This is a genomic window from Kocuria sp. HSID17590 (assembly GCF_003989485.1).
Taxonomy (GTDB): domain Bacteria; phylum Actinomycetota; class Actinomycetes; order Actinomycetales; family Micrococcaceae; genus Kocuria; species Kocuria salsicia.
Window position 1 is genome coordinate 1 of record NZ_RBMB01000043.1, and the last position, 17,507, is coordinate 17,507.

Consider the following 17,507-nt stretch of genomic DNA (forward strand, 5'->3'; position numbering starts at 1 on the left):
TCCGCTGGGCTGCTCGGTCCGGCGCCGCAGGGGCGCGGGACCCGCACCATGGTCACAATGCCCTCCGAGGCGGCCACGGACGCGGGTCTCGCCCGACGCCTGGTGGCGGCCGGCATGGACGTGGCGCGGATCAACTGCGCGCACGACGGCCCGGAGCAGTGGGCGCGCATGGTCGAGCACCTGCGGGCCGCGGCCGCGGAGCAGGACCGGGACCTGCGCATTGCGATGGACCTCGCCGGGCCCAAGGTTCGCACGGGGCCGCTGCAGCCCGGCCCGCGCGTGGCCAGGATCAAGCCGCAGCGCGACGCCACCGGTCACGTGGTGCGCCCGGCGCGGCTGTGGCTCGGGACCCCCGCACCCGTGGACGACGGCGTGGCCTGCGTTCCCGTGGAACCTGCCGCCTGGCTCGCCGAGCGCCAGCCGGGGGACCGTCTCCACCTGCGGGACGCCAGGGACTCCGGACGCACCCTGCGCGTGGTGCAGACCCACGAGGGTGGTGTACTCGTGGAGTTCTCCAAGACCGTCTACTTCGCCACCGGCCTGGCGCTGACCTCCCGGGACGGCTCCGAGGCCGAGCTCGGGGAGCTGGCGGAGACGGAGCAGCGCGTGCGCCTGCGCGCGGGGGAGACCCTGCGCCTGCTCAACACCTCTGAACCCGTCCCGGTCACCCCGGAGGGGCCCGCGAGCATTGGCTGCACCCTGCCCGAGGCGTTCCGCGACGCCCGGGTGGGGCACCGGGTGCTGCTCGACGACGGCAAGATGGGCGGCGTCGTCAGGGCCGTGGGACCCGGGACGATGGACGTGGAGATCACCCGGGCCGCGCCCGGCGGCAGCAGACTCGCGGCGGAGAAGGGCATCAACTTCCCGGACACCGACCTCCGCATCCCCTCCCTGACGGCGCAGGACCGGGAGGACCTGCGCTTCGTGGCCCGCCACGCGGACATCGTGAACATGTCCTTCGTGCGCCGGGCGCAGGACGTGGCCGACCTCCTGGCCGAACTGGATGCGCTGGACGCCCACGGCCTGGACGTGACCCTGAAGATCGAGACCGTGGGCGGTTTCGAGCAGCTGCCCATGATGCTGCTGGAAGCCATGCGCTGGGAGGACTGCGGGGTGATGATCGCGCGCGGAGACCTCGCGGTGGAGACCGGATTCGAGCGGATGGCGGAGGTCCAGGAGGAGATCCTGTGGCTGTGCGAGGCCGCGCACGTGCCGGTCGTGTGGGCCACCCAGGTGCTCGAGAGCCTCGCGAAGAAGGGGGTCCCCTCCCGCGCCGAGATCACCGACGCCGCCCAGGGCCAGCGCGCGGAGTGCGTGATGCTCAACAAGGGGCCCGTTCGTGGTCGAGGCGGTCCGGACCCTGGTCTCGGTGCTGGAGCGGATGTCCGGGCACGCCTCCAAGAAGACGGACCTGCTGCGGGCGCTCCACGCGTGGGCCGGTTTCGTGCGCTGAGCGAACTGCGCCCCGCGCAGTGCTCAGGGCGCTGTGGAATAGTGGACGTGATGTTCTCGGCGGGATCCGCCGGGCAATGACTACCCGTGTCGAGGAGTGGACGTCGATGGGCCAGAATCCCCTGAACAAGGCATTTGACAAGAACGGCAAGCTCAAGCCCGGGGTGAACAAGTTCTTGGACCACGCGCTGCGCATCCAGCAGCCCTGGGTGGTCAAGATGCTCAAGCACGAGCGCCGGCAGCACCCGGACGCGACGCCCGAGGAGATTGCCCGGCGCGCCCAGAAGTTCTACGTCCGTTCGGTGACCATGGGCGGTGGGGCCGTGGGCGCGACCGCCGCCGTCCCCGGGATCGGAACCATCGCGTCCCTCGGGCTCTCCTCGGTTGCCGTGGCCGGCTACCTCGAGGCCACGGCGCTCTACGCGCAGGCCATCGCGGAGCTGCACGGCATCGAGCCCCGCGACGAGCAGCAGAACCGGACCATGATCATGGCCCTGATGCTCGGGGAGGACGGCAGCGCGCTGATGGGCCAGCTGCTCGCCAGCTCCTCCACGAGCAAGAACCTCACGGGCAAGTGGGGTCTCATGATGGGCAAGTCCCCCGCAGACTCCAAGAAGTTCGACATGGGCCGGACTATCCGCGACATGTTCGTCAAGCGGTTCCTCGCCCGCCAGACCGGCGCCGTGCTGGGCCGTGCCCTTCCCTTCGGCCTCGGCGCCGTGGTGGGTGGCGGTGCCAACCTCGCGATGGCACGTCAGGTGATCAAGGCCACCGACGAGGCCTTCGGGGGGTTCCCCGCCACGTTCCCGGCCAACCTGGAGGTGCAGGAGCGCGCCGAGAAGTTCGGGGACGGCACCACGGCGTCAGATCAGCAGGCTCTGGACTCCGGGCGCAAGGACCGCAAGAAGCGCAAGTAGTGCGGGACTGAACCTGCACGGTCTGCTGAGCCTGCACGGCTGGCTGAACCTGCGCGGCCTGCTGGACAGGCACGGCCTGCTGAACGTGCACGGTGCCCGGGACGGTCTCGACCTCCCGGGGCACCGTGCTGTCCGGGGCGGGGGTCTCCGGGGCTGAGTCCCTCTGGAGCTCGGTTCCTCCGGGGCCGTGAGACGGGGATCGGGGCACGACCGCGGGGCGCCTGCCCGGGGCCCGACCTCGGGGCACCCGCTCGGCGCAGCGGCGTCGTCGGCCCGTTCGACACGGCACCCCGTGCGGCTCGTACGCTGGGACGCGTGGCACACGCACCTCTCCCGGCTTCCGCACCCCCGCTCCTGTACGCGCACCGCGGCTCCTCCGAGAGCTATCCGGAACTGACCCGGGCCGCCTTCGTCGAGGCGCTGGCGGACGGGGCGGACGGCGTGGAGTGCGACGTCCACCTCACGAGCGACGGGCACCTGGTCCTGCACCACGACGACCAGCTGGGGCGTACCTCGGACGGCCGTGGCGCGCTCGCCGACCACACGCTCGAGCAGCTGCGGGCGCTGGACTACACGTCCTGGAAGGGCGTGGGGATCCCGGCCACCCACGGCCTCGCCCACGAGCAGCTGATGTCCCTGGACGAGCTGCTGGACCTCCTTCTGGCCGCCGGCCGGCCCGTGGGGCTCGCGGTGGAGACGAAGCACCCCAGCCCCCGCGGCCAGGGCCTCGAGGAAGCGCTGCTCGCGCTCCTCGAACGCCGCGGCTGGGACCCCTGCACGGGGTGGCTCGGCAGCGTCCGGGTCTCGATCATGAGCTTCGACGCCGACGCCGTGCGTCACCTCCTGGAGCGGGTCGCACCGCAGAACGTGTGCCAGCTGCTGGACGAGGACTCCGGGGCGCAGGCGCGGGAGAACCTCTCGGCCGGGCCGCTCGCCGGGCCCGGAATCGCCTTCGTGCGGTCCCACACGGCCGAGGTGGAGCAGTGGCTGCGTGACGGAGCGGTGCTGCGCGTGTGGACCGTGGACACCGTCGAGGACACACGGGTGTGCCTGAGTCTGGGGGTCCAGCAGATCACCACGAACGTGCCGCGCACCGTGAGGGCGCGGCTCACGGCGGATCAGGCGCCGAACTCGTCCACGAGCTGCTCCGCCAGGCCCGTGTAGCCGCCGGGGGTGAGCTCGCTCAGACGCTGAGCGGTCGCCTCCGAGAGGCCCAGTCCCGCGATGAACTCGCGCATGCGCTCGGCGTCCACGCGGTGTCCCCGGGTGAGCTCCTTGAGCCGTTCGTAGGGGTTGTCCATGCCCTCGCGCCCGGCGATCGCCTCGGCGCGCATGGCGGTCTGGACGGCCTCGCCGAGCACTTCCCAGTTGCCGTCGAGGTCCGCGGCCAGGGTCTCCTCGGCCACGTCCAGGCGGTCCAGGCCCTTCACCACGTTGGAGATGGCCAGCAGGGAGTGGCCGAACGCCACCCCGATGTTGCGCTGGGACGAGGAGTCCGTGAGGTCGCGCTGCCACCGTGAGGTCACGAGCGTGGCGGCGAGGGTGTCCAGCAGCGAGCACGAGATCTCGGCGTTGGCCTCGGCGTTCTCGAAGCGGATGGGGTTGACCTTGTGCGGCATGGTCGAGGAACCGGTGGCGCCCTCCACCGGGATCTGCTGGAAGTAGCCGATCGAGATGTAGGACCACGCGTCCGTGCACAGGTTGTGCAGGATCCGGTTGAACCGGGAGAGGTCTGCGTAGAGCTCCGCCTGCCAGTCGTGGGACTCGATCTGCGTGGTCAGCGGGTTCCACGTGAGCCCGAGGCCCGTGACGAAGGTCCGGGAGACCTCCGACCAGTCGGTGTCTGGCGCGGCGGCGGTGTGGGCCGCAAAGGTTCCCGTGGCACCGTTGATCTTCCCCAGGAACTCGGTGCCCTCGATGCGCCGCAGCTGCCGTTCGAGGCGGTGGGCGAAGACGGCGAGCTCCTTGCCCAGGGTGGTGGGGGTGGCCGGCTGGCCGTGCGTGTGGGAGAGCATGGGAGTGGCCTTCGCGTCGCGGGCCATCTGCCAGACCGCCGCCACGAGACCGCGGGCCGCGGGCAGCCACGCCTGCTCCACGGCGTCCTTCACGCCCAGTGCGTAGGAGAGGTTGTTGATGTCCTCGGACGTGCACGCGAAGTGCACGAGCGGGGTCAGGTGCTCCAGACCGAGCTCCGGCAGCCGACGGCCGATGTAGTACTCCACGGCCTTCACATCGTGCACGGTCACGGCCTCGAGCTCGGCGAGCTCGGCCACGGAGGCGGCGTCGAAGGACGTGACCAGGGCGCGCAGGCCGGACTTCTGCTCCTCGGTCAGGGGCTCCAGGCCCGGCAGGGCGCGCTGCTCGCACAGGTGGATGAACCACTCGACCTCCACGTGCACCCGCTCGCGGTTCAGCGCCGCCTCCGAGAGGAAGTCCACCAACACGGCGGTCTGCGGACGGTAGCGGCCGTCCAGCGGCCCCAGCGCGATGGCGGGTTCCTGCTGGCCCAGGGCCACTCGTCCGGACGGGAGGGTCTGCGCGGTGTTCGACATGGCCCTCATTCTTCCATGCCGGTCCCGCGCGCTGCCGCGGCGAGCGCCCTCCACAGCCACGTTCCGCGGCCGCCGGGCCCTCCGCCCGCGCACACGGTCCGGTCGCCGCCCGGGCCGACCCGGCGCGGTTCCTAGCCTGGGTCCGTGGCGCCGCCCGGATCCGCGGCCGGCGCCGGAAAGGAACCGCTCATGACACCCCTCGCGAGCTCGGCGCCGCCCGGTGCGAGTCCCTGGGCCCTCTCCGGCCTGGTCCACGAACGGCTGCACGGTCTGGCCGCCCGGTACGACGCCGCCGCGGAACACCTCGAGGCCCTCGCCTCCCGGTGCGCGGAGCTCGCACGCGCGGAGGGCTGGACCGGGCCGGGCTCGCGCGCCTTCGCGGCGCGGGCGCAGCGCCACGCCCAGGACACACGGGGCCAGGCGGAGCAGTGCCGCGAGGTGGCCGAGCTCGTGCGGCAGACGGCGAGCATGCTCGGCCAGCGGGTCCAGGAGGTGGAATCGGTCCTGGAGCTCGGCGGGCCCCTCACCGGCGCGCTCACCGCGGTGCTCGGACCCGTGGCACTGGGCGTGGGATGGGGCGCTGGACCGGGCCCGGGGCTCGGAGCCGCGGCGTGAGCGCCCGACTGGTCACCCGCATGCCGGCACAGGACGGCACACGGCCCGCCGCCGTGGCGGGGCCCGGAACGGACACCGGCTCCGGCGCCGCCCTCACCTCTGCTCCCGCTGCGGCACCGGAGATGGCCGCGGGCGTGACCGAGGTGCACGGAACGGCCGAGGACCTCCAGGGCGTGCTCTTCGCCGGGGGCACGGGGCCACGCCCCGCGGCGGAGGGTTTCGAGGACGCCGACGCCGTGGCGGCGGCCGTGGAGGGGGCGGCCACGAGCATGGAGGTCTCCGGCGGCGTCGTCGGGACCGGAGCCGACGGCGCGGGCGGTGTGCGGGTGGACACCACCGTGGTCGCGGCGCTCGCCGATGCCCTCTCCGGCGTTGCCGTGGACCTGGGCTTCGCGCTCGCGGGCATGGCGCCCCTGGCCGTCGAGCTGGAGCTGTGGTCGCTGAGCGGACAGCCCCAGGCGGCGCACGCCACCGCGCTCGCGGGGCTGGTGGCGATGGACCTGCTGGGCGTGGTCGAGGAGGTGGCGGCAACCGGGGGCAGGCTGCTGCTCGCCCAGCTGCGGTACGCGACCCTGGAGGACGCACTCACCGGGGCGTTCTCGCGTGCCGCGTTGGAGACGCCGCTGGGTGCCGTGGGCAGCTCCGTGGTGCGCGAGGTGTCCCGCACCGCGGAGGACGTGGACGTCGCACTCGCCCGGGCGGGGATCGACTCGCCCGAGGAGTTCGGCCGCAAGGTCGAGTTCACGGCGTTCGGCATCATCGTGCGGGGCGGCGGCCCCCGCGGCACGGATGCCCTGATCCGGGGTATCGGGCTGGACGACATCGCGGACGCCGCGCTGCGCGTCCCCCTCGGCGGGACAGGGGACGGGACGGGTGACGACGACGCCCCCGCGTCCGGAACGGGAGCTGGGCGTGCGCCGTCGTCGGGCGGCGTGACGCTGGGCCAGTACCTGCGGTCCCGGGCCGTCGAGATGCTGAGTGCGTACGGGCACCCGGAAGGGACCGTGAACGACGCAGCGGACGGGACGGCAGGTGGGGCCGCGGGCACAGGGGAGAAGGACGTCCTCGCGGCCGCCGGCGGGATCCTGGCGCCGGTGGTGGCCGCCCTGATGCTGGATGCCCCGGGCGTCACGCGCTGGTACACCGCGTGGCGCACCGGGCGGCGGCTGCGCCCGGCAGAGGTCGCGGAGCGCGCCGTCACGCACAACCTGCGGCCCTGGCTCACCGCACAGGCGCTGCGCCCCGCCACCCGGGAGGTGTTCACCGGGCTCACCCCGGCCAACGCGGCGGCGCACCGCATGACGGGCATGGACCGGCGGCCCCTGCCTGCCGGCGTCGAGAACCCCGGGACGATCCCCACCACGGTCGCCGGAACCGCCGCAGCCCTCAAGGACGCGAAGAACATCGTCTCCGGTGCCGGGCCGGACGGGAAGCCCGTGGAGAACAGCACCGTGATGGTGCAGAAGGCCGTGGACGAGCAGGGCCGCCGCACGTTCTCGGTGGTGCTCACGGGCACGGAGGAGTGGGTGGACAGCCCGGGCGTGCACGACCTCAAGGGGATCGCGGAGGGGATGACGGCCCGGGCGGACGCCCCGCTCACCGAGCTGCCGCAGGCCCAGCGGATGGCGGTGCAGGCCCTGCAGGACGCCGGGATCCAGGAGGGGGACGCCGTGGTGCTCTCCGGCCACAGCCTCGGCGGGATCGACGCCGCCGGACTCGCCGCGAACACGCAGTTCCGGGGGCGCTACGACGTCGAGGCCGTGACCACGTACGGCGCGCCGGTGGGGGACTTCGCGATCCCGGAGTCCACGTCCGTGATGGCGGTGGAGCACGTGGACGACGTCGTGCCCGCCCTGGACGGGGTGGCCAACCCGGACTCGGGGCACCGCTCCACGGTGCGGCTCAGCACTCCCTACGCCTCGGCGCTGACCGGGGACTCCGGGTTCACAGGCGTGGGGGCGCACGACATGAACCTCTACGCGGTGGGCTCCCAGGGGATCTCGCAGTCCCACCACCCGGCGGTCGCCGCCCACGAGCAGCGGCTCGCGGACGTGGTCCCCCACGGGGCGGGCACGCGCACCGAGACCTACGTCTACGAGGGCTGGGAGGAGCACTGAGCACACCGGATCCCGACAGGGGGTGGGCGCTAGCATGACAGCTATGGAACATTCCACGTCCGCCCAGGCACCGTCGGCTCCCCCGCGGGACACCACGCGCATCACCCCGCGCGCGGCACTCGGCAGGCTCCCCGCGTACGCGGCCGGCAAGCCGGCCAGCGAGGTGCCGGGGCTCGTGGCCTACAAGCTCGCGTCCAACGAGAACCCCTTCGGCGCCGTGCCCGCCGTGCGTGAGGCGCTCGCCTCGTTCGCGGACGTCAACCGCTACCCGGACCCCGCCGCCACGGCGCTGCGGGAGGCGCTGGCCGAGCACCTGGACGTCCCGGCGGAGGACATGGTGGCCGGCGCGGGCAGCCTCGGTGCCCTGAACCAGCTCCTCGCGGCGTTCGCCGGCACGGGGGAGGACGGTCAGCCGGACGAGGTCGTCTACGCGTGGCGCTCGTTCGAGGCCTACCCCATCTCGGTCGGACTCGCCGGGGCCACCAGCGTCCAGGTCCCCAACCTTCCGGACGGCTCCCACGACCTCGACGCCATGGCCGCCGCCGTGACCGGCCGGACCCGCGTGATCCTGCTGTGCACGCCCAACAACCCCACCGGACCCAGCCTGCGGGACGACGCCGTGCGCGAGTTCCTGGCGAAGGTCCCCCCGCACGTGGTGGTGGTGGTCGACGAGGCCTACACCGAGTTCCAGCGCCTGGCCGGTCTCGCCAACGGGATCGACCTCTACCGGGAGCACCCCAACGTCGTGTCCCTGCGCACCTTCTCCAAGGCCCACGGGCTGGCCGGGCTGCGCGTGGGCTACACCGTGGCCCAGCAGGACGTCACGCGCCACCTGCGCCAGAGTGCGCCCGCGTTCAGCGTCACCGAGGTGGCGCAGCTGGCCGCGGTGGCGTCGCTGAAGAGCATCGAGCAGGTGGACGAGCGCGTCGAGCAGCTCGTGGCCGAGCGGGAACGCGTGCTGCGCGGGCTCACGGAGCTGGGATGGCAGTACCCTGAGACGCAGGCGAACTTCGTGTGGCTGCCGCTCGGGGAGCACAGCGAGCAGTTCGCACGGGTGTGCGACGAGAACGCCCTGTCCGTGCGCCGGTTCGGCGCGGAGGGGGTGCGCGTGAGCTTCGGGGAGCCGGAGGCCAACACGCGGTTCCTGGAACTGTGCGCCTCGTTCCCGCACCCCAGCACCATGCCCGCCCCGCAGCGGACGGCGGACCGCTGAGGGCTGCGGCCCGCGAGGAGCCCATGACCACGAAGACGCCGAGACCGTGACGAGCCCCGGGAGCACCGAGTGCCCCCGAACCACCACGGGCACCGGGACGGACGCGCACCGCGGACACCCGCACCCGTGCCCGGAACGGACGGGCCGGGCGTGACGACAGCGGAAGGATCGAGACCCCAGATGGCACCATCCACCCCCACAGGCGAGGCGCAGGCCGCGCTGCCGCGCCACCAGCTGCTGGACGAGCGCGGCGTCGTGCGCGAGGACCCGAAGCTCTCCCCGTACGCGGCGGACCTCTCGCTCGAGGACCTGCAGCACCTGTACCGGTCCATGACCCTCGCCCGCCGCGTGGACGAGGAGGGCACCTCGTTGCAGCGCCAGGGGCAGCTGGTGCTCTGGGTCCCGCTGCGGGGCCAGGAGGCGGCGCAGGTGGGCTCGGTGTGGCCCACGCGGCCCACGGACCGGCTCTTCCCGTCCTACCGCGAGCACGCGGCGGCCTTCGAGCGGGGGATCCGCCCGGCGGACCTGATGCGGCTCTTCCGCGGCATCACGGCCGGTGGCTGGGACCCGGAGGAGCACCAGATGAACCTCTACACCATGGTCCTCGCCGCCCAGGTGCCGCACGCGGTGGGCTACGCCATGGGGACCGCGCTGGACCGACGCGCCGCCGAGAGCGAGGGCAGCGCTCCCACCACGGAGCCGGAGGCGGTCGTCGCCTACTTCGGGGACGGCGCGAGCACCGAGGGCGAGATCCACGAGTCCATGGTCTTCGCGGCCTCCTACGACGCCCCGGTGCTCTTCTTCATCCAGAACAACCAGTGGGCCATCTCGGTGCCCTTCGCCACGCAGTCGCGCGTCCCCCTGGCCACGCGCGCCGCGGGCTACGGCTTCGAGGGCCTGCGCGTGGACGGCAACGACGTCCTGGGGGTCGTGGCCGCTACGCGCTACGCGCTCGAGAGGCTCCGCGCGGGGGAGGGCCCCGTGCTGATCGAGGCCGAGACCTACCGGATGGGCGCCCACACCACGGCGGACGACCCCACCAAGTACAGGGAGCGGGACGAGGAGGACGAGTGGGGTCACCTCGATCCCATCGACCGGCTGCGGGTCCACCTGCGCACCCACCACGGGGTCGAGGACGAGTTCTTCGAGACCGTGGCGCGGAACAACGACGACGCCGCGCAGCAGCTGCGTGCCGAGGTCCTCGCCATGGAGCCGCCCACCTTCGAGGAGTCCTTCGGCAAGGCCTACGCCGAGCCGCACTCGCTCGTGAGCGCCGAACGGGCCGAGTACCTGGACTACCAGGCTGGCTTCAGCGCGGCGGAGGACACGCAGGACACCGAGACCGGAGGGACCGGCGCATGACGCAGCTGACCATCGCCAAGGCCATCAACGCCGGGCTCGCACGGGCCATGGAGGAGAACCCCAAGGTCATGCTCATGGGGGAGGACATCGGCTCCCTGGGCGGTGTGTACCGCGTGACGGAGGGGCTGAAGACACGTTTCGGCGCCCACCGCGTGCTCGACACCCCGCTGGGCGAGGCCGGGATCGTGGGCACCGCCGTGGGGCTCGCGGAGCGCGGCTACCGGCCCGTGTGCGAGATCCAGTTCGACGGGTTCACGTTCCCCGCGTTCAACCAGATCACCACCCAGCTGGCCAAGATCCACGCCCGCTCGGACGGCAGGCTCACGGTGCCCGTGACCATCCGCATTCCCTACGGCGGGGTCATCGGCTCGGTGGAGCACCACTCGGAGTCCCCGGAAGCGCTGTTCGCGCACACAGCCGGGCTGCGGATCCTCGCCCCCTCCAACGCGCAGGATGCCTACTGGGTGTCCCAGCAGGCCATCGCGTGCGACGACCCCGTGATCATCTTCGAGCCCAAGCGCCGCTACTGGCTCAAGGGCGAGGTGGACGAGACGACCTCCCCTGGGGACCCGTTCAGTGCCGCCGTGATCCGGGAGGGCCACGAGGCCACGGTGGTCGCCTGGGGCCCGCTCGTCCCGGTGGCGCTCGCCGCCGCGCAGGCGGCCCAGGAGGACGGACGCAGCGTGGAGGTGATCGACCTGCGCAGCCTCTCGCCCGTGGACTTCGACACTGTGACGGCCTCCGTGCGCAAGACGGGCCGCCTGGTGGTCGTCCACGAGGCCCCGACCTTCGGGGGGCTGGGCGGGGAGATCGCCGCGCGCGTCACCGAACGGGCCTTCTACTCGCTCGAGGCCCCCGTGCTGCGCGTGGGCTCCTATCACCTTCCGTATCCTCCCGCCGCCGTGGAGGACCACTACGTTCCGGACCTGGACCGCGTGCTCGAGGCACTCGACCGGTCCTTCGCCTACTAGAGCAGCCGCACCGCCGGTTCCCGGGAGGGGACCACGGCGCACGAGGGAGAACTCATGTCACAGGTTTTCACGCTTCCGGACGTGGGCGAGGGGCTGACCGAGGCCGACATCCTCGCCTGGAAGGTCTCCGAGGGGGACCAGGTCACGGTCAACCAGGTGCTGGTGGAGATCGAGACCGCCAAGTCCGTGGTGGAGCTGCCCTCCCCGTTCGCGGGGACCGTGCAGGAGATCATGGTGGCCGAGGGGGAGACCGTGGAGGTGGGCACCCCCATCATCGCGGTCGCCACGAGCGACGACGCCCCCGCAGGTGCGACCGACCCCGGCTACACCGGTTCCGCTCCGGAGGACGGCCTCGCGGACGAGCCGGTCCCCGAGGTGCAGCGCGCGGAGGAGGACATCACCTCCGGCTCCGGCACGAGCCTGGACTCCGCCGGGGGCAAGGCACTCGTGGGGTCCGGGCCCAAGGCGGACCCGGTGCGGCGGCGTCGTCGTACCCGCGTGGGAATGCGCACCGACGCCGAGGCGCCCCAGGGACTGAGCCAGAGCGGTGCGGCGGCCCCCGAGACCGGCGCTGAACCCGGCGCCGCGCGGAAGCAGGGCTGGGCGGACCGGCTCTCCCGCACGGGGATCGGCAGCGCCGCGGTGGACCTCGCGGAGAAGGCCGGGAAGATCCGGGACCGCAGCGAGACGTGGTGGAAGTCCCTGGATGAGCCCACGGAGCAGCCCCCGGCCACGGCGTCGATCCCCCGCCGGCCCAACCTCGCCAAGCCCCCCGTGCGCAAGGCCGCGAAGGAGATGGGCATCGACCTCGCGGACGTGCGGGCCACCGGCGACGGCGGCCAGGTCACCAAACGGGACCTGCTCGCCTACGCGGCGCACATGCGTGAGGTCGAGGGCGGGCCGGACACCTTCTGGAGCGCGACGGCGCAGCCGGCCGACGTCCGCGAGGAGCGCATCCCGGTGAAGGGCGTGCGCAAGGCGACCGCGCGGAACATGGTGAAGTCCGCCTTCAGCGCCCCGCACGTCTCGATCTTCGTGGACGTGGACGCCACCCGGACCATGGAGTTCGTCAAGCGGCTCAAGGAGTCCCCGCACTTCGAGGGCGTGAAGGTCACGCCCCTGCTGATCCTGGCGAGGGCCGTGATCTGGGCCGCCGCGCGCAACCCGCAGGTCAACGCCACGTGGACCGACACCGAGATCGTCATCAAGCGCTACATGAACCTCGGGATCGCCGCCGCCACGCCCCGGGGGCTGCTGGTGCCCAACATCAAGGACGCCCAGGACCTGAGCCTGCGCGAACTGGCCATCGCGCTGCACGAACTGACGCAGACGGCCCGCGCGGGGCGCACCCAGCCGGGGGACATGCAGGGCGGGACCCTGTCGATCACGAACATCGGCGCCCTGGGCATCGACACCGGCACTCCCATCATCAATCCGGGAGAGGCGGCCATCGTGGCCTTCGGGACCATCAAGCAGAAGCCGTGGGTCGTGGACGGGGACGTCGTCCCGCGCTGGATCACCACCCTGGGCGGTTCCTTCGACCACCGCGTGGTGGACGGGGACCTCTCCGCGCGCTTCATGGCGGACGTGGCCCGCATCCTGGAGGAGCCCGCGCTGCTGCTCGACTGAGCCCCGGGTCTCAGCCCGTGGGTGTCCCCGGGGCCGCCCGGAAGCAGCCCGGCACATGGCCGGGCGCTCGGCCCGTGCGCTCGAGCCACCGGTGTGCCGTCACCGGCCCCACCAGCCCGATGCCGTGCCCGCGCAGCACCAGTGCGAGGCGCCGCGACGCCGCGGTGCTGTCCGGGAGGTCCAGCGCGGTCTCGGGCGCCGGGCCCGGGGCGGGGACCTCGGCCTCCTCGAGCACGTCCTGCCAGTCGGAGAGCTCCCAGTCCTGGCACGCGCGGGCGTTGCGGACCACGGCCTCGATCTTGGCGCGGTTGCGGATGAGCTCCGGGACGTCGAGGAGGTCGTCCACGTCGTCGTCGTCGAACAGGGCCACCCTCCGCGGGTCCAGGCCCGCCATGTTCAGGTGCCACGCGTCGTGCCGGGCGGCCTGGGACCAGCGGGCGAGCCCCGAGTCCACGAGCTCCAGGGTGAGCGCGGCGAAGTACCCCTGGGCGCTCGTGGGAGCGGTGCCCCAGTCCCGGTCGTGGTCGGTCAGGGCCCCCACGGTGGCCGGTGACCACGGGCAGCGGCTCACCCCGTCCCCGCACAGAACGGCGCGCAGGGCCGTCCGCGGCAGGCCCGCGGACGCGAGGAGGTCCCCGAGCGCGGGAGGGTCTCCGGACGGGGGCAGGCTCTCGCCCGGAAAGTGGGCCCCGGACGCGGGAAGGCCCACGTCCTGCCGTGGCGGGGACAGCGGATCGAGGGCGTCGGGCTGTGAAGTCGTCATGGCGTCACGCTAGGGTCGGCGCGCCCACCAGCGGGCCGTGAGCGGGGTGCCTGTGGATCCAGCGCCCCGCGGAGGACTCCGCGGCCTCGCTGTGCAGTGCGCCCGCCTCAGAAGACGGAGACCGCGCCGGTGCCGTCCTCGATCTCCACCGCCACGGGGTCGTCGTCCGGGTTCTCAGAGTCGTGCACGATGAACACCGCGGTGGGATCGCCCTCCGGCAGCGCGCGCACCGTGATGATGCCCGTCTGCGCCTGGGCGATGATCTGGGCGAGCTGCTGGGCCGTGGCCGCCATGACCTCGGGGGACGGTGCGCTGCCCCGCTCGTCCAGGATGTCCACGGTGAGACCGCGGGCGCGGGCCGCGCGGGTCATCTCGAGGACGTGGGGGGAGGCGATCGAACGGCCGCGGATGCTGTCCCGCAGCTGGGCCTCGGTGAGCCGGAACTGCTGGGCGTCGTAGTCGGTGACGGGGGAGGTGTCCTGGGCGATCCGCTCCAGCAGCCCGCCGGCGAGCCTGCGGACCTCGTCCACCCGCCTGCTGGACGCCTGGCGCATGCCCGTCTCGGCCTCGTCGTGCGAGCGCGCGGTCTCGAGGATTCTGCGGGTGTCCTCCTGACGGAGCATGAAGTCGTTGTACTGCCGCTCCACCAGCCAGGTCACGAGCAGCACGGCGGCCCCCACCACGTGGTAGGCCTCCACGGGGCGCAGGACGCCGTCCGTCACGGGCCAGCGCCGCACCGAGAGGACCGTGACGCCGAGCCACACGGCGCACGCCCATCCCGGGCGCAGGCGCATCCCCAGGGCGAAGAGGACGGCGATGAACCCCAGGTGGAACCAGGGGGTCTGCCCGGCGTCGGGCGTCACGGGGGTGGCCGCGTACCCCTGCTGCGCCGCCAGGAGGAACAGGCCGCTCACGAGGGCGGTGGGCACCAGCGGGAAGCGGTAGCCGTTCCACGGGGGCAGGGCCACCAGCAGGCCGGAGAGGGCGTAGGCGAGCATCGAGACCACGAACTCCCCCTGACGTCCCGCGGAGGCCTCGAAGTGCCCCAGCGCGGCCACGAAGGGCGCGGAGAACGCGGCCAGGACGATGAGCCGCATGTAGCGGTGCGTGAAGACCTCGCGCTTCACCGTGCTCATGCCGTGGCGTCCCTGGGCCACGTCAGTGTCACCCGCGTGCCCCGTCCGGGGGCGGTGTCGAGGTCCACGGCGCCGCCGATCGCCTCGATGTTCTCCACGATGGACACGCGCACGCCCAGCCGACGGCCGGGGATGTCGTGGTAGTTGAAGCCACGGCCGTCGTCGCTGATGGTGAAGCGCAGGTAGAAGCCTTCGGGGTTGATCCTGGTGGGCTCGCACAGCGCGCCCTCCATGGACACGGTGGTCAGCTCGCTGCCCGAGTGGCGGGCGCTGTTGGACACGGCCTCGGTGACCGCCTGGGTGAGCCCGTGCGCCACGTACGCGGGGACGAAGACCCGGGGCTCGCCCACCGGGCGCATGGGCCCCCGGAGGTTGGTGAACCGCACCCGGGAGCGCCAGGGTGCCAGGGCGTCCATGAGCTCGTCCATGAGCACGTGCACCATCACGGTGTGCGAGCCGGTGGAGCGGCTGGACTCCTCGGCCAGCACGTCCAGCGCCCGGGAGGCGAGCTGCCGGGTCTGCCGGGACAGCGGACCCCGGGACCGGGACGCGTCGAGCAGGGCGGCCATGACGTTGTCGTGGATGAGCCGGTCGATGCGCTCCTGGTCCGCCGTCTCCGAACGGTTGCGGCGCATGGCCAGGGTCTGGGAGAGGGCCTCCGCGTAGTCGATGTCCATCTTCTCCACACCCCGCTTGCCCACGGCCAGCACCACGACGAGCATGAACCCGAAGACCATCCGGGAGAGCCCGGCGGCGAGCCAGGGTTCCGCGCTGTCCTCCACGGTGATCACACGGGAGACGATCACGGCGTAGACGAATTCGAGCAGCACCATGTACAGCACGGCGGCCTTGGGACTCCACAGCACCGCGGCGGCACCGACCGCCAGGATGATGAACCCCGAGATCCAGGGGTTCTGCGGCATGGACCCGCCGGTCCACGCGAGCGGCAGCGCGAAGATCCCCGCCGCCACCACCGCGGTGTAGACCAGGAACACCCAGGGGCGCACCGAGTGGCGCAGGCCGTAGAACAGGGTGAAACCGGTGAGCACCGCGAGCGCCACCACGAACACCGCGTACCAGCCCCGCAGCGACTGCTGCTGCTGGGCGTAGATCGGCAGCACCTCGATGAGGTGGGCCACTCCGAAGATGCCGAACCCGATCATCGCGAGGTAGTGGGCGCGGTACGTGTACAGACCCAGCTCACCCGGCGCGGTGGTCGCGAAGAACCGCTTCCACCGCAGCCGGACGTTGACCCGCCGGTACGAGAGCGCCCTGCGCGTGACAGACCCCTCGCGTGGACTCATGCGGTGGGCCGGGCTCGGGTCACAGCTTCTTCTCGGCGCTGGTGACGTCGTCCTCCGGGTCCACCAGCCCGTCCTCGATCGCGCGGATGCGCAGGTCGATCTTGGTGGGCGCGGGCCGCCCGATGCGGGCGTACTTCTCCCGGATGCGGTCGATGTTGGTCTTCACCGCGGACTGCTTGATGCCCATCCGCCGGGCCACCTGGACCTGGGCGAACCCCGAGGCGTAGAGCCGCAGCGTCTCGCGCTCGCGCGGGGACAGCGCCGCCCGGGAGAACTCGACGTCGCCGTCGATCGCCGCGGCGAGCTCCTTGGTGATCACAGGTTTGCCGTCCGCGATGGCGCGCGCCTCCTCGATCGCGTGCTCGAGGGGGTCCGACTTGCGGACCAGCCCCAGCGCACCCGCGCGCAGCGCCTCGCGGATCAGACCGGCGTTCTCCCCGATGCTGAAGATCAGCACCTTCATGCCCGCGCTGCGCAGCCGCTCCACGTTGTTGGCGGGGCGCGACTTGTCCGCGAGCGAGAGGTCCAGCAGGACGACGTCGCACTCGATCCGCTTGGCCCCCTGCGCCGTGAGCGCGGGATTCTCCGGGTCCCGCCCCAGCTGGTCCAGCAGCGTGGACACGGAGTCCGAGGACCCCACGAGTTTGACGTCCGCGAGCGATGTCATGGACACCAGCCGAACACCTTCGCGAACCACTTCATGATCGTCGACAACCGCGACGAGTGTTGAAGGCATAGCAAGTTCCTCCGTACTCCCCTGTGAGGACCCAGCCCAGGCCCTCGACAGGCAAAGTCTACTCGCTCAGTGCATTCGAAACCGTCCATGCGTCCACTTTGCGGTGGTACCGCATTCCCCAGATTCCGCCCAGGAGAGCGGCCACGAGACCGAGCACGAGCAGCCCCGCGAGGGCCACGAGACCAACCCCCGGATCACTGCCGAGCAGCTCCTGGACCGTCCACCGGTCTGCACCGAGACCAGCGGTCCCCGCGCCGAGCAGGACGGCCACGGACACCACCGCGCGCGCGAGCAGCGCCCACAGCCACACGCTCATGCCCTGGGCCACCCCGGAGAACCTGCCCATCCGCCCGGCCGTGTATCCCCCGGCGAGCATGGAGAGGAACTCCACGCCCCCGGCCACACCCACGGCCGCCCACAGCAGGCCCGTCCCGGGGTCGTGCCAGGCGCGGGAGAGTGCGTCCCCGGCGCCAGCGGCGGTGTCGACGCCGAAGCCTGGCGCCGCCAGCGCGGCGACGGCCAGGAGAACTCCCCCCAGGCCGACGGCCACGAGCAGCCCCATGAGCCCCGGCAGCACCTGCAGGCCGCCGAAGCGCCGCTTCTGCCTGGCGCGCAGCTCCTCCGCACTCGGCCGGCGCACCGCGGTGGCACCGTCCGGGCGCACCGCGGGGCGCATGGTGTCCCACGCGGCCTCGGCCGAGATCCGCTCCTGCGGACGGGTCAGGTGGTCGTCGCCCACG

The 17,507-nt window shown here is 72.5% G+C and carries 15 protein-coding genes; 9 read left to right on the forward strand and 6 right to left on the reverse strand.

The genetic code is table 11. The features are described 5' to 3' along the window. From D8M39_RS11525 to D8M39_RS11535, 3 genes are all read left to right on the forward strand, one after another. On the forward strand, positions 1-1,533 hold a 1,533-nt coding region (locus tag D8M39_RS11525), incomplete at its 5' end, for a pyruvate kinase (protein WP_238694071.1). Between the two features lie 26 nt (positions 1,534-1,559). After that, positions 1,560-2,369, forward strand: a complete 810-nt coding sequence (locus D8M39_RS11530; protein WP_094395184.1) for a di- and tripeptidase — start codon at positions 1,560-1,562, stop codon at positions 2,367-2,369. A 315-nt stretch (positions 2,370-2,684) separates the two neighbouring features. Beyond that, the gene (locus D8M39_RS11535; RefSeq protein ID WP_083482310.1) at positions 2,685-3,533 is read left to right on the forward strand and encodes a glycerophosphodiester phosphodiesterase family protein; all 849 of its coding nucleotides are present in this window, start codon (positions 2,685-2,687) and stop codon (positions 3,531-3,533) included. On the opposite strand, the gene purB is transcribed toward D8M39_RS11535, so the two are convergent. After that, positions 3,488-4,921, reverse strand: coding sequence for an adenylosuccinate lyase (gene purB, locus D8M39_RS11540; RefSeq protein WP_371413785.1), 1,434 nt, complete (start codon positions 4,919-4,921; stop codon positions 3,488-3,490). The genes D8M39_RS11535 and purB overlap by 46 nt on opposite strands. Positions 4,922-5,110: 189 nt before the next feature. On the opposite strand from purB, the gene D8M39_RS12590 reads away from it, so the two are divergent. The 6 genes from D8M39_RS12590 to D8M39_RS11565 all read left to right on the forward strand — a co-directional run bounded on the left by D8M39_RS12590 (position 5,111) and on the right by D8M39_RS11565 (position 12,828). Next, positions 5,111-5,536 carry a PPE domain-containing protein gene (locus tag D8M39_RS12590; protein ID WP_055082632.1) on the forward strand — a complete coding sequence of 142 codons (426 nt, stop codon included), beginning with the start codon at positions 5,111-5,113 and terminating at the stop codon, positions 5,534-5,536. After that, positions 5,533-7,653: a hypothetical protein gene (locus D8M39_RS13165; protein WP_126875045.1), complete on the forward strand. Its 2,121-nt coding sequence runs from the start codon at positions 5,533-5,535 to the stop codon at positions 7,651-7,653. Before D8M39_RS12590 ends, D8M39_RS13165 begins: the two co-directional genes overlap by 4 nt. Before the next feature lie 43 nt (positions 7,654-7,696). Continuing rightward, entirely contained in the window at positions 7,697-8,866 is a 1,170-nt protein-coding gene (locus D8M39_RS11550) for a histidinol-phosphate transaminase (RefSeq protein WP_055082634.1), read from the forward strand. Positions 8,867-9,046: 180 nt separating this feature from the next. Continuing rightward, positions 9,047-10,228, forward strand: a complete 1,182-nt coding sequence (locus D8M39_RS11555; protein WP_232300199.1) for a thiamine pyrophosphate-dependent enzyme — start codon at positions 9,047-9,049, stop codon at positions 10,226-10,228. Then, positions 10,225-11,199, forward strand: coding sequence for an alpha-ketoacid dehydrogenase subunit beta (locus D8M39_RS11560; protein WP_055082639.1), 975 nt, complete (start codon positions 10,225-10,227; stop codon positions 11,197-11,199). The genes D8M39_RS11555 and D8M39_RS11560 overlap by 4 nt, the downstream gene beginning before the upstream one ends. 54 nt (positions 11,200-11,253) lie before the next feature. Continuing rightward, on the forward strand, positions 11,254-12,828 hold the full coding sequence (locus D8M39_RS11565; protein WP_055082641.1) for a dihydrolipoamide acetyltransferase family protein: 1,575 nt from the start codon (positions 11,254-11,256) through the stop codon (positions 12,826-12,828). Positions 12,829-12,838: 10 nt separating this feature from the next. Here the strand turns inward: D8M39_RS11565 and D8M39_RS11570 are convergent, their stop codons facing one another. The 5 genes from D8M39_RS11570 to D8M39_RS12655 all read right to left on the reverse strand — a co-directional run. Then, positions 12,839-13,591, reverse strand: coding sequence for a DNA-3-methyladenine glycosylase I (locus tag D8M39_RS11570; protein ID WP_083482311.1), 753 nt, complete (start codon positions 13,589-13,591; stop codon positions 12,839-12,841). Between the two features lie 107 nt (positions 13,592-13,698). After that, positions 13,699-14,727 carry a hypothetical protein gene (locus D8M39_RS11575; RefSeq protein WP_055082659.1) on the reverse strand — a complete coding sequence of 343 codons (1,029 nt, stop codon included), beginning with the start codon at positions 14,725-14,727 and terminating at the stop codon, positions 13,699-13,701. Then, positions 14,724-16,031 carry a sensor histidine kinase gene (locus D8M39_RS11580; protein WP_126875046.1) on the reverse strand — a complete coding sequence of 436 codons (1,308 nt, stop codon included), beginning with the start codon at positions 16,029-16,031 and terminating at the stop codon, positions 14,724-14,726. Before D8M39_RS11580 ends, D8M39_RS11575 begins: the two co-directional genes overlap by 4 nt. Positions 16,032-16,050: 19 nt before the next feature. Further along, complete coding sequence (locus D8M39_RS11585) at positions 16,051-16,767, reverse strand: response regulator transcription factor (RefSeq protein ID WP_055082645.1); 717 nt, start codon at positions 16,765-16,767, stop codon at positions 16,051-16,053. A 58-nt stretch (positions 16,768-16,825) separates the two neighbouring features. Next, positions 16,826-17,507, reverse strand: a 682-nt coding sequence (locus D8M39_RS12655) for a hypothetical protein (RefSeq protein ID WP_126875047.1), incomplete at its 5' end; no start/stop codon positions are given.

What these genes read in the sequence shown, in the direction of transcription:
- D8M39_RS11530 (WP_094395184.1), top strand. Translation starts at nt 1,560, where the DNA reads ATGGGCCAGAATCCCCTGAACAAGGCATTTGACAAGAACGGCAAGCTC.
- D8M39_RS11580 (WP_126875046.1), bottom strand. Translation starts at nt 16,031, where the DNA reads ATGAGTCCACGCGAGGGGTCTGTCACGCGCAGGGCGCTCTCGTACCGG.
- purB (WP_371413785.1), bottom strand. Translation starts at nt 4,921, where the DNA reads ATGTCGAACACCGCGCAGACCCTCCCGTCCGGACGAGTGGCCCTGGGC.
- D8M39_RS12590 (WP_055082632.1), top strand. Translation starts at nt 5,111, where the DNA reads ATGACACCCCTCGCGAGCTCGGCGCCGCCCGGTGCGAGTCCCTGGGCC.
- D8M39_RS11550 (WP_055082634.1), top strand. Translation starts at nt 7,697, where the DNA reads ATGGAACATTCCACGTCCGCCCAGGCACCGTCGGCTCCCCCGCGGGAC.
- D8M39_RS11555 (WP_232300199.1), top strand. Translation starts at nt 9,047, where the DNA reads ATGGCACCATCCACCCCCACAGGCGAGGCGCAGGCCGCGCTGCCGCGC.
- D8M39_RS11570 (WP_083482311.1), bottom strand. Translation starts at nt 13,591, where the DNA reads ATGACGACTTCACAGCCCGACGCCCTCGATCCGCTGTCCCCGCCACGG.
- D8M39_RS11560 (WP_055082639.1), top strand. Translation starts at nt 10,225, where the DNA reads ATGACGCAGCTGACCATCGCCAAGGCCATCAACGCCGGGCTCGCACGG.
- D8M39_RS11565 (WP_055082641.1), top strand. Translation starts at nt 11,254, where the DNA reads ATGTCACAGGTTTTCACGCTTCCGGACGTGGGCGAGGGGCTGACCGAG.
- D8M39_RS11575 (WP_055082659.1), bottom strand. Translation starts at nt 14,727, where the DNA reads ATGAGCACGGTGAAGCGCGAGGTCTTCACGCACCGCTACATGCGGCTC.
- D8M39_RS11585 (WP_055082645.1), bottom strand. Translation starts at nt 16,767, where the DNA reads ATGCCTTCAACACTCGTCGCGGTTGTCGACGATCATGAAGTGGTTCGC.